The organism is Seonamhaeicola sp. ABD4_340, assembly GCF_056312135.1.
In genome coordinates this window covers 708,060-724,575 of the sequence record NZ_CM149981.1, presented here as the reverse complement: position 1 = coordinate 724,575, position 16,516 = coordinate 708,060, and the positions used below count along the sequence as shown (strand labels likewise).

Sequence of the window (16,516 nt, the reverse complement as noted above, 5' to 3'; positions counted from 1 at the left end):
AAAAGCCTCGTTTGTTGAGGCTTTTTTATGTTTAATCTAATTTGTATTTAGTTTTTTTATTTTATCTATATTAGCAACATGCTATCTAAAAAAACTAAATACGGACTAAAGGCATTAACTTTTATTGCTAGAAGCGATGGAGAAAATCCTGTTAGAGTTGGTGAAATTGCTGAAAGCGAAAACATACCACAAAAATTTTTAGAAAGCATTCTTCTAACCTTGCGTAAAGCCGGACTTTTAGGCTCTAAAAAAGGAAAACACGGTGGTTACTATTTACGAAAAGAACCTGCCGAAATTTTAATGACCGATGTTATGCGCGTGCTTGAAGGCCCAATAGCCATGGTGCCTTGTGTAAGTTTAAACTTTTATGAAAAGTGCGATGACTGCCCAGACGAACACCAATGTAGCGTACACAAATTAATGATTGAAGTTAGAGACAGTACACTTAATGTGTTTAAAAACAAAACTTTAGCCGATTTGTCTGGCGTTTAGTATTGCCAAATTCTTAAAATTTAAAAAAATCATTGTGCATTTTAGCCTGTTTAGGCTAAAATAGTTCCATTATTCTAAAAAGTTGTTAATTAGGTTTTTTATCTCAAAAAAAGTTTTACTTTTGTAATCCCTATTAAATTGATAGGATTAATATAATAAACGACAAATGATAGCGCAAATGTTATTAAAAAGTAAAGAGAAATCTACTTATAAAGAAGATACTGCTGGTGAAAAACCAATTAGAAGTGTGGCTAAAGCATTAAGTTGGAGAGTAGTTGGAACTTTAGATACACTGGTTGTTTCTTATTTTTTAACAGGAAAAATAGCGGTTGCAGCATCTATTGCATCGGTAGATTTTATTACAAAATTAATTTTATACTTTTTTCATGAACGTGCGTGGAACGCTATTAAGTGGGGAAAATAATATATAAAAACATGTTTACAGAAGAACAAATACAAGGTTTAAACAAGGAATTTAAAAACGCTACGCCTTCAGAAATTATTAAAAAAGCTTTTGAGCTTAATAGTAATGCTGTAGTAACAACAAATTTTAGGCCTTACGAAGCTGCAATTTTACATGCAGTAAGCAAAGAGGTTAAAAAAGTTCCTGTGGTTTGGTGCGATACTGGTTACAATACACCACAAACATACAAACACGCAGAACAGGTTATTAAAAACTTAAGTTTAAATATATTTTTATATGTGCCAAAGCAAACAGCTTCACATAGAGATGTGGTTATGGGCATACCAAGTGTAGATGATCCAAAACATGCAGAGTTTACTGAGCAGGTTAAGTTAGAGCCGTTTAGAAGAGCTATGGCAGAACATAAGCCAAAAGTATGGTTTACAAACTTGCGCCAAGGGCAAACAGCTTTTAGAAATAGTATTGATGTTTTTAGTTTAAGTGCCGATGGTGTTCTTAAAGTAAGTCCGTTTTACTATTGGTCTGATGAGAAATTAGATGCCTATTTAGAAGAAAATAATTTACCAAACGAATTTAAATATTTCGATCCAACCAAAGCATTAGCCAACAGAGAATGTGGTTTACATGCTTAACAACATGAGATTATGAAGAAAGACACATCATATATTAACGCTTTAGAAAACGAAGCTATTTACATTATTAGAGAAGTAGCAGCTCAGTTTGAAAGACCAGTTTTATTATTCTCAGGAGGAAAAGATTCTATTACACTTGTTAGGTTAGCTCAAAAGGCATTTTATCCAGCAAAAATTCCGTTTCCTTTAATGCATATAGATACAGGGCATAACTTCCCTGAAACTATAGAGTTTAGAGATAGATTAGTTGAAGAATTAGGCTTAGAACTTATTGTTAGAAATGTACAAGATTCTATTGATCAAGGAAAAGTAAAAGAAGAATCTGGTCGTTACGCAAGTAGAAATATGCTACAAACTACCACACTTTTAGATGCTATTGAAGAATTTAAATTTGATGCTTGTATAGGTGGTGCGCGCAGAGATGAAGAAAAAGCCAGAGCAAAAGAACGTATTTTTTCTGTTCGTGATGATTTTGGACAATGGGATGAGAAAAACCAAAGGCCCGAATTATTTGATATGTTAAACGGTGAAATTGAATTAGGACAAAACGTGCGTGTGTTCCCAATTTCAAACTGGACAGAATTAGATGTTTGGTCTTACATTGAAAAAGAAAATATTGAAATTCCATCAATTTATTTCGCACACAAACGTAAAGTATTCTTAAGAGACGGTATGATTTGGTCTGCTGAAGACGGTGTTGTTTACAGAGATGAAGATGAAGAAGTAATTGAAGAAATGGTGCGTTTTAGAACTGTTGGAGACATGAGTTGTACGGCCGCAGTATTATCTGATGCCGTTTCAATTTCAAAAGTAGTTGAAGAAATTAGAGATTCTTCAATTTCAGAACGTGGGGCCAGAATTGATGATAAACGCTCTGAAGCCGCTATGGAAAAACGTAAACAACAAGGGTATTTTTAAAATTTTCTTTAGAAAATTTAGCCGTTCGCTATTAGCTATTAGCTATTAGCAGAAAATTAAAACAATATATAAATAATTAATAAGCCAAGAGCTAAAAGCTAGAGGCTAACAGCTATAATATGGACGTATTAAAAATTGCAACAGCAGGAAGTGTAGACGACGGAAAAAGTACATTAATTGGTCGTATACTTTACGATACAAAATCACTAACTACAGATAAGTTAGAGGCTATAGAAAAAACAAGTAAACAACGTGGTTATGACTATTTAGATTTTTCTTTAGCTACCGATGGTTTAGTAGCAGAAAGAGAACAGGGTATTACCATTGATGTGGCTCATATTTACTTCTCAACAAAAAAGAAAAGTTACATAATAGCAGATACACCTGGTCATGTTGAGTATACACGTAACATGGTAACTGGTGCATCAACATCACAGGCTTCAATTATTTTAATTGATGCTAGAAAAGGTGTAATAGAGCAAACAAATCGTCATTTTTTCATTAATAATTTACTACGTATTAAAGATGTTGTAGTTGCTATTAATAAAATGGATTTAGTTGATTATTCTGAAGAAGTTTACAATAAAATTAAAGCAGATTTTGAAGGCTTAATGAGTAAACGAGATTATCAAGGGCAAAACATTTCATTTATTCCTGTAAGCGCTTTAAAAGGTGATAATGTTGTAAATAAATCTGAAAACATGCCTTGGTACAAAGGTGAAGCGTTATTAGAACACTTAGAAAAATTAGATAAAGCCGATATTTTTAACACAGGTACACCGCGTTTTCCTGTGCAATACGTAATTCGTCCAAAAACCGAAGATTACCATGATTACAGAGGGTACGCAGGTAAAGTGTATGGTGGTAATTTAAGTGTTGGTGATGAGGTTGTGGTATTGCCATCGCAAACAAAATCTAAAATAAAAGACATTTATTTTTATGATGAAAAGTTTGAAACAGCTTCAAGACGTTCATCAGTTACCATTACTTTAGAGGATGATGTAAATGTAAGTAGAGGTGATATGATTGTTAAAGCTGATGATATACCAACTATTGAAAAACAGTTTACGGCAAACGTATGTTGGATGGATTCTAAGCAATTAACCCCTGGCGCAAAATACACAGTGCAGCACGGGGTAAACAAAGTGTTGGCTAAAGTAAATGCTATTCATCATAAAATAAATCCAGACTATTCGGGTGTTGAAGAAGGTGTGGCTGGTATAGGTATGAATGATATTGCCGAGGTTAGCTTTAAATTAAACAAACCTATTTTTTACGATAAATTTAAAGATCACAGAACAAACGGGTCCTTCATTATAATCGATCCGCAGTCTAACAGTACTGTTGGTGCTGGTTTCATACAATAATTATAGTTAAAAATTAAAAGTAGCAAGTTAATAGTTAGTCCGCTTTTTTTAATTTTTAAAAAAGATATTAAAAACAAGAATAATGAGTTAAAAGAATAAAGTTATTTAGATGAAGTGCAACAATTTTACTGCGCTCAACTTTAAACTTTAAACTTTAAACTTGAAAACTTATACAAATGCAAAGTTTTGAAACAGAAATAGAAAATCCGGTTGTTCAAAAAGATATAATTGAATTAGCTAAAAAAATTGAATTATTTCACAACGGGAAAATTGATGAAGAAAAATTTAGAAGTCTTCGTTTAGCTCGTGGTGTTTACGGGCAAAGACAAGAAGGCGTTCAAATGATTCGTATTAAAGTGCCTTACGGAAAGTTAAAAAGCAATCAATTACGAAGAATTTCTGCGGTTTCTGATGAATATTCTCGCGGGCGTTTGCACATAACAACACGTCAAGATATTCAAATTCACTATGTAGATTTAAATAGAACACCAGAACTTTGGGCAGAACTAGAAAAAGATGAAGTTACAGTGCGTGAAGCTTGTGGTAACGTGGTAAGAAACGTAACCGCTTCTGAAACTGCAGGTATTGATGTTAATGAGCCTTTTGATGTATCACCATATGCAGATGCTTTGTATAAATTCTTTTTACGAAACCCAATTTGTCAAGAAATGGGGCGTAAATTTAAAGTATCTTTCTCATCTTCAGATGAAGATACGGGATTATCATACTTACATGATATAGGGTACATTGCTAAAGAAAAAGATGGCGTTCGTGGGTTTAAAGTAATGGTAGCTGGCGGACTTGGGTCTCAACCACGTCATGCCGATGTGTTATATGATTTTGTTGAAACCGATAAAATCATTCCAATAATGGAAGGTATATTAAGAGTTTTTGATCGTTATGGTGAGCGTAAAAGTCGCGCCAAAGCAAGAATGAAATTCTTAGTAAAAGATATAGGTTTAGAAGCGTTTAGAGAACTAATTGATAACGAACAAAAAGCCATTGAGTTTAAATCTGTAGCCATTGATGCTGATACTTATGTAGCTTCAAAACCAGTTCAAGTTGAAGCGCCTCAAGTTGAAATTAAAAACGAAGAAGCTTTCAATTTATGGAAATCAACAAACTTAATTCCGCAAAAGCAAGCAGGTTATGTGGCTATTGGAATTAAAGTGTTGTTAGGTGATTTCTACACAGATAAAGCACGTTTATTAGCAAATTTAGTTGATAATTATGCAGCTGGCGAAGTACGTTTAACATTACGCCAAAACATTGTAATTCCTTTTGTTAAAGAAGAGTTAGTGCCATTTTTCTATCAAGAATTAGAAAAATTAGGTTTTGTTGAAGCCGGTTATAATAAAGCAGTAGATATTACAGCATGCCCAGGTACAGATACATGTAATTTAGGTATTGCAAGTAGTACAGGAATTGCCGAAGAATTAGAGCGTGTTATTAAAACCGAATATCCTCAATATTTAAAAAACGAAGATTTAGTTATAAAAATTAGTGGCTGTATGAATGCCTGTGGGCAACACAATATGGCAAATATTGGTTTTCAAGGCATGACAGTACGCACGCCAGATAAATTAGTGGCGCCTGCTTTACAAGTGCTTTTAGGTGGCGGAAACCAAGGCGATGGAAATGCAACTTTTGCTGATAAAGTAGTAAAAGTACCAAGTAGAAGAGGCCCTGAAGCATTACGTAGAATTTTAAATGATTATGAAGCTAACGCTAACGGTAAGCAGTTTGTTGAGTATTATTTAGAGAAAGGTCAGAAATATTTTTACGACTTTTTACAAGATTTACAAGATGCTACCAATTTAACAGAACTTGATTTTATAGATTGGGGTGAAGAAGAAAAATATGTTAAAGCTATTGGTGTAGGTGAATGTGCTGGTGTTGTTATAGATTTAATTGCTACTTTGTTTTTTGAAAGCGAAGAGAAAATAGAAAATGCTAAAGAATCTTTTGAAAATGAAGTATATTCGGGGGCAATCTATTTAGCATATCAGTCGTTTGTAAATTCAGCTAAAGCATTACTATTAGCTGAAAACAAAAAAACAAACACACATGCAGGTATTATTTCGCAATTTGATGAGGTTTTTGTTGAAAGCGGAAAAATTAATTTAGGTGCTTCTTTTTCAGATATAATTTATCAAATTAATAAAAATGCACCGTCTAAAGATTTTGCGGTAAATTACATTTCAAGTGCCGAAAAATTCTTAGCTGCAGTAAGAGCTTTTAGAGAAGCTGAACAAACTAAAACTGCTTAGTAAATAAATAAAAATGAGTTTAAAAATCCCAACATTAACCGTTGTAGGTGCAGGACCAGGAGACGAAGATTTAATAACGCTTAAAGCAATTAAGGCTATTGAATCTGCTAATGTTATCCTGTATGATGCGCTTATAAACGAAAGTTTGCTAAAATATGCTTCAGCTAATGCAGAACTTATTTTTGTAGGTAAACGTAGGGGTTGTTATGCATTTCAGCAAGAGCAAATAAATGAACTCATAGTAGCAAAAGCTAAAGAAAAAGGCCATGTTGTGCGTTTAAAAGGTGGCGATCCTTTTATTTTTGGTCGCGGTGCCGAAGAAATTGATTATGTGCGTCAGTTTGGATTAGAAACCTTTGTGGTTCCAGGTATTTCCTCATCAATTGCAGTACCAGCATACCAAGGTATTCCTTTAACAAAACGTGGTGCAGCCGAAAGTTTTTGGGTAATTACAGGCACAACCAAACAACATAAATTGTCAAATGATGTTGCTTTGGCAGCAAAATCTACAGCTACCATTGTTATTTTAATGGGCATGGGCAAACTTGGTGAAATTGTAAATATATTTTCAAAAGAAAATAAACAAGATACACCCATTGCTATTATTCAAAATGGTACTCGCAATAATGAAAATGTAGGGATTGGCACTATTCAAACTATAGAAAAAATTGTTGAAGAAAAACAATTAGCAAACCCAGCAATTATTGTTATTGGTGATGTTGTAAAAGAAAGAGCTATTTTAAGTAAAGTTTACCAAGAAGTAACAGGAAATTAAGTTATGGAACGCAATAATTTATATCCTATTTTTTTAAAGGTAAAACAGCTTAAAGTACTCATAATAGGAGGTGGTAACGTTGCCGAAGAAAAATTAACGTTCTTATTAAAATCTAGTCCAGATGCTTGTGTAACAATGGTGTCACCAATGTTTAGAGATGCTACAGTATCTTTAGCAAAAAAAGGTGATGTTACACTAATTAATGATGTTTATAAAAAAGACTATTTGCAAGGGCAACACATGGTAGTAGCAACTACTGATGTGCCTGAGGTAAATGTACAGGTTTATAAAGATTGTAGGGCAGAAGCTAAACTAGTAAATGTAGCAGATAATCCGCCGTATTGCGATTTTTACATGGGCGGTATTGTTACCAAAGGTAATGTGAAAGTGGCTATAAGTACTAACGGAAAATCGCCAACAATGGCAAAACGTTTACGACAGTTTTTTGAGGAAGTCATTCCAGAAAATATTGACGACCTCGTTAAAAATTTAAATGAATATAGAAAAACAATAAAAGGTGATTTTGAAGAAAAAGTTGAAAAACTAAATGAATTCACCAAAGGAATAATTGAAAACAAAGATTCAGAGAAATGATTAAAACAGATATAATAATAATTGGAGCAGGCCCAACAGGGTTATTCACAGTATTCGAAGCTGGATTATTAAAATTAAAATGCCATTTAATTGATGCATTGCCACAACCAGGCGGACAATGCTCTGAGTTATATCCAAAAAAGCCTATTTATGATATTCCAGGGTTTCCTGAAATTTTAGCAGGCGATTTAACAAAAAACCTACTTGAACAAGGTAAGCAATTTGAACCTGGTTTTACATTAGGTGAACGCGCTGATACTATTGATAAACAAGAAGACGGTTCGTTTATTGTTACCACAAATAAAGGTACGCAACACCAAGCACCAGTAGTGGCTATTGCTAGTGGTTTAGGTAGTTTTGAGCCACGTAAACCACAGCTTGAAAACCTTGCCGATTTTGAAGATAAAGGTGTAGAATACATGATAAAAGAACCAGAAATGTACCGCGATAAAAATGTGGTAATTGCTGGTGGAGGTGACTCTGCTTTAGATTGGTCTATCTTTTTAGCCGATGTAGCAAAAAGTGTAACATTAGTACACCGCCGTAACGAGTTTAGAGGTCATTTAGATTCTGTTGAGAAAGTTGGAGAATTAAAAAGAGAAGGAAAAATAAACCTAATCACACCTGCCGAAGTAACAAATATTTTAGGTAACGATAAAGTTGAAGCTATTGAAATTACTAAGAAAGATGAAGAGCCTTTTAATTTAGAAACAGACCATTTTATCCCTCTATTTGGGTTGTCGCCAAAATTAGGTCCAATAGCAAACTGGGGCTTAGAAATTGAAAAAAATGCTATAAAAGTAAACAATGCTTTAGATTATCAAACCAACATTCCTGGTATTTTCGCCATAGGCGATGGTAATTATTACCCAGGTAAATTAAAGTTAATACTTTGTGGTTTTCATGAAGCAACAATTATGTGTCAAGCAGCTTATAAAATTATCAATCCTGGTAAAAAATTCGTATTAAAATATACAACAGTTTCAGGTGTTGATGGTTTTGATGGTACACGTAAAGAAGCCCCAAAAGCAGTTGTGCAAGCTATAGATTAAACGTTCAAAAACATACTATAAAATTAAATCCTGCAAGGCTTCATTTACCTTGTAGGATTTAATATTTTTGAAACATACGTTTCCTTATAAATAATAAGCTAATGAAAAGTTACAACGTTTGTTTAAAAGACACCGTTAAAACATTTACTAAAAAACTGTTTTATTCACTGTTTGATTGTGAACAGGAAGAAGAACACGGTAAATATTTAGAAAAAACGTTTTTAAAAGTTCTAAAAAAATTGAACGTTGAAAACGCCGAACAAATCTGGAAAACCTTTAAAACCAATTTGCCCGATATTAGAAGGCGGTTAGATTTAGATGCTGTTGCTTTTGAAAATAACGACCCCGCTTCACACAGTTTAGAAGAAATATATTTAGCATATCCAGGTTTTCATGCCATTTCAATTTACCGTTTAAGTCATGCACTTTACAAATTGAAAGTGCCAATTTTACCACGTATGATGAGTGAATACATTCATGGTATTACAGGTATAGATATTCACCCTGGGGCAACCATTAATGATTCTTTTTACATAGATCATGGAACAGGTATTGTAATAGGAGAAACTTCAATAATTGGTAAAAATGTAAAAATTTATCAAGGTGTAACATTAGGAGGTATTTCTGTAGCTAAAAGTTTAGCTAAAACAAAACGTCACCCTACTATTGAAGACAATGTTTGCATATACGCAAATGCAACCGTTTTAGGTGGCGATATTGTTATAGGAGCCAATAGTATTATTGGTGCCAATGTTTGGATTACTCAATCTGTTCCAGAAAACTCATTAGTAACCTATCAAACCGAAATAAAAATAAGACCTAAAAAAAATGGCATCAAATAAAACAATTATAGATTATATAGGTAACACACCACTTGTTGATGCTAGTCATTTAGTATCTAAAAAAGGTGTGAAATTATTACTTAAGTTAGAAGGAAACAATCCTGGAGGTAGTGTTAAAGATCGTCCGGCTTTTAATATGATTAATGAAGCGTTAAAGCGTGGTGATATTAAAAAAGGCGATACCTTAGTGGAAGCTACAAGCGGAAATACAGGTATAGCTCTTGCATTATTTGCGCAAGTTTTAGGTTTAAATATGGTACTTATTATGCCCGAGAATTCTACCGAAGAACGCGTTAAAACAATGAAAGCTTATGGCGCCGAGGTTATTTTAACTTCATCAGATGTTGGTATTGAAGGTTCACGAGATTTAGCTTTCAAACTAAGAGATGAAAAAGGTTATACGCTTTTAAATCAGTTTGAAAATGACGACAATTGGAAAGGGCATTACAAAACCACAGGGCCTGAAATTTGGAGAGACACCAACGGAGAAGTTACGCATTTTGTGTCTGCCATGGGAACCACAGGAACCATTATGGGTGTTTCAACATACTTAAAAGAGCATAATAAAAATATAACCATTGTTGGTGCACAACCCGATGACCATTCAAGAATACCAGGTATACGTAAATGGCCAGAAGAATATGTGCCTAAATTTTTTAATAGAAGTAAAGTAGATCAAGTTATTGAGGTAACCCAAGCAAATGCCAAGGCAACAACCCAACGTATAGCTAAAGAAGCAGGTATATTTGCAGGAATGAGCAGTGGTGGCTCTGTATATTGTGCATTAAAAGTAGCTGAATCTATTGAAAAAGGTGTTATTGTAGCAATTATTTGCGATAGAGGAGATAGGTATCTATCATCAAATTTGTTTGAATAATAGCAATTTAATTAAATAGGAAAACAAAAATATAGTTAGTACTTTTGTCCTCCAAATTAGGTGTGAGTTCTTAAACTTAACAATGTTATCAAGAAAGGTAGAGGGAATAGACCCAATGAAACCTTGGCAACCCTTTAACTTGTAAAGAAGGTGCTAAATTCTACTAATAAAAATTAGGAAGATAACGAAGGTTTTTAAAAAAAGCTTTTCTAGATAACAAACTAAACATATAATAAAATTTTGTTAAGCTGAACATGTTTCAGTTTCACAATAAACATTTGTACAGTTCATAACATGTTCTGTATAAAAAATATATATAAAATGTCAGATATAAGAAAGGCTTTAAAAGAACGCATTTTGGTGTTAGATGGTGCCATGGGAACCATGCTACAAGCCTATAAGTTTACCGAAGAAGATTTTCGTGGCGAGCGTTTTAAAGATTATCCAACACCGTTGCAAGGAAACAACGATTTGCTGTCTATTACACAACCAGAAGCCATAAAAACCATTCACGCAAAATATTTCGAGGCAGGAGCCGATATTATTGAAACCAATACCTTTTCGGGAACAACTATTGCTATGGCCGATTATCAAATGGAAGATTTGGTTTACGAACTTAACTACGAGTCGGCAAAAATAGCAAAAGAAGTTGCGGTAGAGTTCACAAAAAAAGAACCACATAAACCGCGTTTTGTGGCGGGTTCAATCGGGCCAACAAACCGTACGGCAAGTATGTCGCCCGATGTAAACGACCCAGGTTACAGGGCTGTAACTTTCGATGAATTACGTATAGCCTACAAACAACAAGTAGAAGCTTTAATGGATGGTGGTTCCGATATTTTATTAGTTGAAACGGTTTTTGACACCTTAAACGCTAAAGCGGCTTTGTTTGCTATTGAAGAAGTAAAGGACGAAAGAGATTTAGATATTCCTGTTATGCTTAGCGGTACCATAACCGATGCGTCTGGACGAACTTTATCGGGGCAAACTGCCGAAGCTTTTTTAATTTCGGTGTCGCACGTGCCATTATTATCTGTTGGTTTTAATTGCGCTCTTGGGGCTAACTTATTGCAACCGCATTTAGAGGCCATTGCTAATAAAACCGAATTTGCAATTTCGGCACATCCAAATGCCGGTTTACCTAATGCTTTTGGTGAGTACGATGAATCTCCAGAAGAAATGGGCGAGCAAATTGAAGCCTATTTAAAAAAGAATTTAATAAATATTATTGGTGGCTGTTGTGGTACAAGTCCAGAACATATTCGCGTTATTGCAAATATTGCTGCTAAATATAAACCGCGTGAAGCTGTTACTCTGAGCGCAGTCGAAGAGTCTCATTAAACCGAATAGATTAATGAAAGTGAAACAAACAAAATACATGAAGTTATCTGGTTTAGAGCCTTTGGTTTTAAACGAAAACAGCAACTTTATAAATGTAGGTGAACGAACAAACGTAGCGGGTTCGCGTAAATTTTTACGCTTAATTAAAGAAGAAAAATTTGATGAAGCTTTAGATATTGCGCGTCATCAAGTAGATGGCGGTGCGCAAATTATCGATATTAATATGGACGACGGACTTATAGACGGTAAAGAGTCTATGGTGCGTTTTTTAAACCTTATTGCCGCAGAGCCAGATATTTGTCGTGTGCCAATAATGATTGATAGCTCTAAGTGGGACATTATCGAAGCTGGTCTTCAAGTGGTGCAAGGTAAATGTGTGGTAAATTCCATTTCGTTAAAAGAAGGTGAAGAAAAATTTATTTGGGAAGCCAAACAAATAAAACGTTACGGTGCCGCAGTAATTGTGATGGCTTTTGATGAAGTTGGGCAAGCCGATAATTATGAACGACGCATTGAAATAGCCAAACGATCTTACGATGTTTTGGTTAACAAAGTAGGTTTTCCATCAGAAGATATTATTTTCGATTTAAATATTTTTCCAGTCGCAACCGGAATGGAAGAGCATCGAAAAAACGCTATCGATTTTATTGAAGCAACGCGTTGGGTACGTCAAAACCTTGAAAATGTAAGTGTAAGTGGTGGTGTAAGTAACGTGTCGTTTTCGTTTAGAGGAAACAATGCGGTTCGCGAAGCAATGCATTCGGTGTTTCTGTATTACGCTATTCAAGCAGGTATGAATATGGGTATTGTAAACCCAACCATGTTGGAGGTTTACGACGATATTCCTAAAGATTTATTAGAGCATGTTGAAGATGTTATTTTAGATAGAAGAGACGATGCTACCGAGCGTTTATTGGAATTTGCCGAAACTGTAAAAGGTTCAAAAGCAGAAAAAACAGTGGATTTGTCTTGGCGTGAAAACCCATTACAAGATAGAATTACGCACGCTTTAGTAAAAGGGTTAGACGCTTTTATTATTGAAGATATTGAGCAAGCACGACAAGAAGCCGAAAAACCAATTGATGTTATTGAAGGCCATTTAATGATTGGTATGAATGTAGTTGGCGATTTGTTTGGTGAAGGAAAAATGTTCTTGCCACAAGTAGTAAAATCGGCACGTGTAATGAAAAAAGCCGTAGCGTATTTAAATCCGTTTATTGAAGCCGAAAAAACCGAAGATGCCGAACCTGTTGGTAAAATTTTAATGGCAACAGTAAAAGGCGATGTACACGATATTGGTAAAAATATTGTTAGCGTAGTATTGGCGTGTAACAACTACGAAATTGTAGATTTAGGCGTAATGGTGCCGCCTGAAAAAATTATTGAAACCGCCATTAAAGAGCGTGTTGATGCTATTGGACTTTCGGGTTTAATTACACCATCGTTAGATGAAATGGTGTATTTAGCTAAAGAAATGCAACGCGAAAATTTCGACATTCCGTTGTTAATTGGTGGTGCAACAACATCTAAAGCACATACGGCGGTAAAAATTGATACGCAGTACAAAAATGCAGTAGTTCATGTAAACGATGCCTCTAGAGCGGTTACCGTTGTGGGCGACTTGTTAAATAAGCAAACAGCACACGAATATGTGTCTAATCTTAAAAAAGATTACGACGAATTTAGAACCAAGTTTTTAAAACGAGGTAAAGAGAAATCGTATATCACTATAAACGAAGCTAGAGCTCGTAAATACAGCATTGATTGGGAAACTTCCGAAATTGTAAAACCAAAAGAAATGGGTGTGCAAATGCTTAAGCAATTAAGCTTAAAAGAATTGTTGCCTTACATAGATTGGAGTCCGTTTTTTAGAAGCTGGGATTTGCACGGTAAATATCCAAATATTTTAAAAGACGACGTTGTTGGCGAGCAAGCTACAGTGCTTTTTAATGAAGCGCAAGAAATGATTGATGAAATTATAGCTAAACAACTATTAAAGCCTAAAGCTGTTTTTGGTTTATTTGAAGCCAACGCGATAAACGATGATGATATTTCGGTTAAAAAGAAAGGTGAAGAAATAGCTGTTTTTAGAACATTAAGACAACAATTAAAAAAGCGTGAGGGTATTCCAAATCATGCTTTGGCCGATTTTATTGCCCCAGAAAGTACAGGTAAAACCGATTATGTTGGTGCATTTTGTGTCGCTATTTTTGGTGCTCAAGAATTGGCCGAAAGTTATAAAGCAAAAGATGATGATTATAGTGCTATTATGGCACAAGCTATTGCCGATAGATTTGCTGAAGCTTTTGCCGAATATTTGCATAAACAAGTAAGAACAAAACATTGGGGTTATGCCGAAAATGAAGATTTAACCAACGACGATTTAATTAAAGAAAGCTACAAAGGTATTCGTCCGGCACCAGGATATCCTGCGTGTCCAGACCATTTAGAAAAGGAAACCATTTGGGAGTTGCTTGATGTTGAAAAAATTATTGGCGTAACGCTTACAGAAAGTTTAGCTATGTGGCCAGCATCGGCAGTTTCGGGATATTATTTTGCAAACCCGGAAGCGAAGTATTTTGGGCTTGGTAAAATTACCGACGACCAAGTAACTGATTACGCCAAAAGAAAAGGGATTGCAAAAGAACACGCAAGAAAGTGGTTGCACCCAAATTTGGCTGATTAACCCGCGTTAGCGATTGTAGTGGCATCCTTTTTTGAGGAACGAGAAAAAGATATAACGGAAAGCGCGACCCGATAGGGTAACGCCCAAAAAAATAAATAATAATTATTGAAGAGATTTTCGCCTGTGCGGAAATGACAAAAGCGAGTTATGAAGGTAACAGAACATATAAAAAAGGCCAACGGAAAAACGTTGTTTTCGTTTGAAATTGTAACGCCGGTAAAGGGAAAAAATATTCAGGATTTGTATAATAATATAGATCCGTTAATGGAGTTTAATCCGCCGTTTATTGATGTAACAACTTCGAGAGAAGAGTATGTTTATGTTGAAAAAAACGGGCTTTTAGATAGGAAAACGGTAAGAAAACGCCCGGGAACTTTAGGTATTTCGGTATCGCTTAAGCATAAATATAATATAGATCCGGTACCACATATTTTATGTGGTGGTTTTACCAAAGAGGAAACCGAGTATATGTTGGTAGATTGCCATTATCTGGAAATTGATAATGTTGTGGCGCTTCGTGGTGATGCTATGAAACATCAAAAATATTTTGAGCCTACTAAAGGTGGGCATACGTATGCATGCGAATTGGTGCATCAAATTTCTGATTTAAATAAAGGAAAGTTTTTACACGAAGAAAATTTAACCGAGTTTAAAACCGATTTTTGTATTGGTGTGGCGGGTTATCCAGAGAAGCACATGGAAGCACCATCGTTACAAACCGATTTAAAACGCCTTAAAGCTAAGGTTGATGCCGGTGCAGATTATGTGGTTACTCAAATGTTTTTTGATAACCAAAAATACTTCGATTTTGTAAAATTGGCTAAAGATAACGGAATTGATATTCCTATTATTCCTGGTATTAAACCACTAGCGGTTAATAGGCATTTACAATTATTGCCACATGTGTTTAGTATTGATTTACCTGAAGATTTAATTAATGCTGTTGATGCTTGTAAAGATAATAAGGCTGTGAGACAAGTTGGTATTGAGTGGGCTATACAACAATCTAAAGAGTTAAAAGCTGCTGGTGTTCCTGTTTTACATTATTATTCTATGGGTAAAAGTGATAATGTGCAGTCTATAGCCGAAGCTTTATTTTAAATAGCTACTTTTGCGGTAGTTTTCCCAAATTTATGAGGTTTTATTTAACTTGTATTTTAACTGCGTTTTGTAGTTTTTGTTTTGCTCAGAATAAACAGTATACATCATACATAGATGTTAATTATTTTAGAGGAAATATAGCTGAACATAACGGTGATATTTTGCACTTAATTAAAGGGCACCCCGAAGGTTATATTATAAGTTGGAATAAAAAAACTTACGGATTTAAAAATTGGGAACAACGCTATAATTACCCAGATTATGGGGTAACTTATGCATACCAAAACATGAAAAATCCTGATGTTTTGGGTACAGTAGCATCACTTTATGCACACTATAATTTCTACTTTTTTAATAGACAATTAATGTTTAAAGTAGGACAAGGATTAGCATACGCTGATAATATTTATCAAAAAGAAAATAATTTTAGAAATGTAGCCTACGGTACCCATATAATGAGTAGTACCTTTGCTATGTTAGGTTTTAAAAAAGAGCGTATTTTTAACAGGTTTGGTTTGCAGGCAGGTGTTACTTTAATACATTACTCTAATGCTAATGTAAAGGCGCCAAATACCAGCACAAATACCCTTGCTTTTAATATTGGTGTTAACTATAATTTGAATAAGGTAGAACCAGAATATCAAAATGATCTAGATGCCACAGATAGAAAATTTACTGAACCAATTAAGTACAATATCGCTTTTAGGTTTGGTATAAATGAAAGTGATGTTGTTGGCAGTGGGCAATTTCCGTTTTATATAGCGTCAGTGTATGCAGATAAGCGTATTAATAGAAAAAGTGCCTTACAATTTGGAACCGATGTGTTTTTTTCAAAATTTTTAAAAGAATTGATTTATTACAAAAGCGTGTCGTTTCCCGAAGAAAATGTTTCAAAAGATGATGATTATAAACGCGTTGGTGTATTTGCTGGCCATGAACTTTTTGTAAATAAAACATCATTAGTAACCCAATTTGGGTATTATGTTTATTATCCTTTTGATTTTGAAGGACGCACCTATTTACGCATTGGGTTAAAACGCTATTTTGGTAGTACGTTTTTTGGTGCTTTAACATTAAAATCGCATGGAGCTAAAGCTGAAGCTGTAGAGTTTGGAGTGGGCGCTAGGTTTTAGATTGATATTATT

At 34.5% G+C, this 16,516-nt stretch carries 15 protein-coding genes and 1 riboswitch; all 15 genes read left to right on the top strand.

Going from position 1 to position 16,516, the window contains the following annotated elements; all coding sequences use genetic code 11:
- Positions 1–78: 78 nt before the first annotated feature.
- Positions 79–492, top strand: coding sequence for an RrF2 family transcriptional regulator (locus ACYX4H_RS03240; RefSeq protein WP_476237765.1), 414 nt, complete (start codon positions 79–81; stop codon positions 490–492).
- 166 nt (positions 493–658) lie between these two features.
- Positions 659–916 carry a DUF2061 domain-containing protein gene (locus ACYX4H_RS03235; RefSeq protein ID WP_476237763.1) on the top strand — a complete coding sequence of 86 codons (258 nt, stop codon included), beginning with the start codon at positions 659–661 and terminating at the stop codon, positions 914–916.
- Positions 917–927: 11 nt separating this feature from the next.
- Positions 928–1,548, top strand: coding sequence for a phosphoadenosine phosphosulfate reductase domain-containing protein (locus ACYX4H_RS03230; protein ID WP_476237761.1), 621 nt, complete (start codon positions 928–930; stop codon positions 1,546–1,548).
- A gap of 12 nt (positions 1,549–1,560) precedes the next feature.
- Complete coding sequence (gene cysD, locus ACYX4H_RS03225; RefSeq protein WP_475295738.1) at positions 1,561–2,466, top strand: sulfate adenylyltransferase subunit CysD; 906 nt, start codon at positions 1,561–1,563, stop codon at positions 2,464–2,466.
- 119 nt (positions 2,467–2,585) lie between these two features.
- Positions 2,586–3,833 (top strand): sulfate adenylyltransferase subunit 1, encoded by a 1,248-nt coding sequence (locus tag ACYX4H_RS03220; RefSeq protein WP_476237760.1) that lies wholly within the window; start codon positions 2,586–2,588, stop codon positions 3,831–3,833.
- 176 nt (positions 3,834–4,009) lie between these two features.
- Positions 4,010–6,103 (top strand): HEPN domain-containing protein, encoded by a 2,094-nt coding sequence (locus ACYX4H_RS03215; protein ID WP_476237758.1) that lies wholly within the window; start codon positions 4,010–4,012, stop codon positions 6,101–6,103.
- A gap of 13 nt (positions 6,104–6,116) precedes the next feature.
- Positions 6,117–6,878, top strand: coding sequence for a uroporphyrinogen-III C-methyltransferase (gene cobA, locus ACYX4H_RS03210; RefSeq protein WP_476237757.1), 762 nt, complete (start codon positions 6,117–6,119; stop codon positions 6,876–6,878).
- 3 nt (positions 6,879–6,881) lie between these two features.
- On the top strand, positions 6,882–7,472 hold the full coding sequence (locus tag ACYX4H_RS03205) for a precorrin-2 dehydrogenase/sirohydrochlorin ferrochelatase family protein (protein WP_476237756.1): 591 nt from the start codon (positions 6,882–6,884) through the stop codon (positions 7,470–7,472).
- Entirely contained in the window at positions 7,469–8,524 is a 1,056-nt protein-coding gene (locus ACYX4H_RS03200) for an NAD(P)/FAD-dependent oxidoreductase (RefSeq protein WP_476237755.1), read from the top strand. Before ACYX4H_RS03205 ends, ACYX4H_RS03200 begins: the two co-directional genes overlap by 4 nt.
- Positions 8,525–8,625: 101 nt before the next feature.
- Positions 8,626–9,366, top strand: coding sequence for a serine O-acetyltransferase EpsC (gene epsC, locus ACYX4H_RS03195; protein WP_475295732.1), 741 nt, complete (start codon positions 8,626–8,628; stop codon positions 9,364–9,366).
- Entirely contained in the window at positions 9,353–10,243 is an 891-nt protein-coding gene (gene cysM, locus ACYX4H_RS03190; RefSeq protein ID WP_476237753.1) for a cysteine synthase CysM, read from the top strand. The genes epsC and cysM overlap by 14 nt, the downstream gene beginning before the upstream one ends.
- Before the next feature lie 82 nt (positions 10,244–10,325).
- Positions 10,326–10,431, top strand: a riboswitch (SAM riboswitch).
- Positions 10,432–10,564: 133 nt separating this feature from the next.
- The gene (locus ACYX4H_RS03185) at positions 10,565–11,584 is read left to right on the top strand and encodes a homocysteine S-methyltransferase family protein (RefSeq protein WP_476237752.1); all 1,020 of its coding nucleotides are present in this window, start codon (positions 10,565–10,567) and stop codon (positions 11,582–11,584) included.
- Positions 11,585–11,597: 13 nt separating this feature from the next.
- A complete protein-coding gene (gene metH / locus ACYX4H_RS03180) occupies positions 11,598–14,270 on the top strand; it encodes a methionine synthase (RefSeq protein ID WP_476237751.1) in 2,673 nt (890 codons plus the stop codon).
- A 147-nt stretch (positions 14,271–14,417) separates the two neighbouring features.
- Positions 14,418–15,371, top strand: a complete 954-nt coding sequence (locus tag ACYX4H_RS03175; RefSeq protein WP_476237750.1) for a methylenetetrahydrofolate reductase — start codon at positions 14,418–14,420, stop codon at positions 15,369–15,371.
- Between the two features lie 32 nt (positions 15,372–15,403).
- Positions 15,404–16,504 (top strand): acyloxyacyl hydrolase, encoded by a 1,101-nt coding sequence (locus ACYX4H_RS03170; protein WP_476237749.1) that lies wholly within the window; start codon positions 15,404–15,406, stop codon positions 16,502–16,504.
- Positions 16,505–16,516 lie beyond the last annotated feature (12 nt).

What these genes read in the sequence shown, in the direction of transcription:
- ACYX4H_RS03235 (WP_476237763.1), top strand. Translation starts at nt 659, where the DNA reads ATGATAGCGCAAATGTTATTAAAAAGTAAAGAGAAATCTACTTATAAA.
- ACYX4H_RS03240 (WP_476237765.1), top strand. Translation starts at nt 79, where the DNA reads ATGCTATCTAAAAAAACTAAATACGGACTAAAGGCATTAACTTTTATT.
- ACYX4H_RS03205 (WP_476237756.1), top strand. Translation starts at nt 6,882, where the DNA reads ATGGAACGCAATAATTTATATCCTATTTTTTTAAAGGTAAAACAGCTT.
- ACYX4H_RS03170 (WP_476237749.1), top strand. Translation starts at nt 15,404, where the DNA reads ATGAGGTTTTATTTAACTTGTATTTTAACTGCGTTTTGTAGTTTTTGT.
- cysM (WP_476237753.1), top strand. Translation starts at nt 9,353, where the DNA reads ATGGCATCAAATAAAACAATTATAGATTATATAGGTAACACACCACTT.
- cobA (WP_476237757.1), top strand. Translation starts at nt 6,117, where the DNA reads ATGAGTTTAAAAATCCCAACATTAACCGTTGTAGGTGCAGGACCAGGA.
- ACYX4H_RS03230 (WP_476237761.1), top strand. Translation starts at nt 928, where the DNA reads ATGTTTACAGAAGAACAAATACAAGGTTTAAACAAGGAATTTAAAAAC.
- cysD (WP_475295738.1), top strand. Translation starts at nt 1,561, where the DNA reads ATGAAGAAAGACACATCATATATTAACGCTTTAGAAAACGAAGCTATT.
- epsC (WP_475295732.1), top strand. Translation starts at nt 8,626, where the DNA reads ATGAAAAGTTACAACGTTTGTTTAAAAGACACCGTTAAAACATTTACT.
- ACYX4H_RS03185 (WP_476237752.1), top strand. Translation starts at nt 10,565, where the DNA reads ATGTCAGATATAAGAAAGGCTTTAAAAGAACGCATTTTGGTGTTAGAT.
- metH (WP_476237751.1), top strand. Translation starts at nt 11,598, where the DNA reads ATGAAAGTGAAACAAACAAAATACATGAAGTTATCTGGTTTAGAGCCT.
- ACYX4H_RS03200 (WP_476237755.1), top strand. Translation starts at nt 7,469, where the DNA reads ATGATTAAAACAGATATAATAATAATTGGAGCAGGCCCAACAGGGTTA.
- ACYX4H_RS03220 (WP_476237760.1), top strand. Translation starts at nt 2,586, where the DNA reads ATGGACGTATTAAAAATTGCAACAGCAGGAAGTGTAGACGACGGAAAA.
- ACYX4H_RS03175 (WP_476237750.1), top strand. Translation starts at nt 14,418, where the DNA reads ATGAAGGTAACAGAACATATAAAAAAGGCCAACGGAAAAACGTTGTTT.
- ACYX4H_RS03215 (WP_476237758.1), top strand. Translation starts at nt 4,010, where the DNA reads ATGCAAAGTTTTGAAACAGAAATAGAAAATCCGGTTGTTCAAAAAGAT.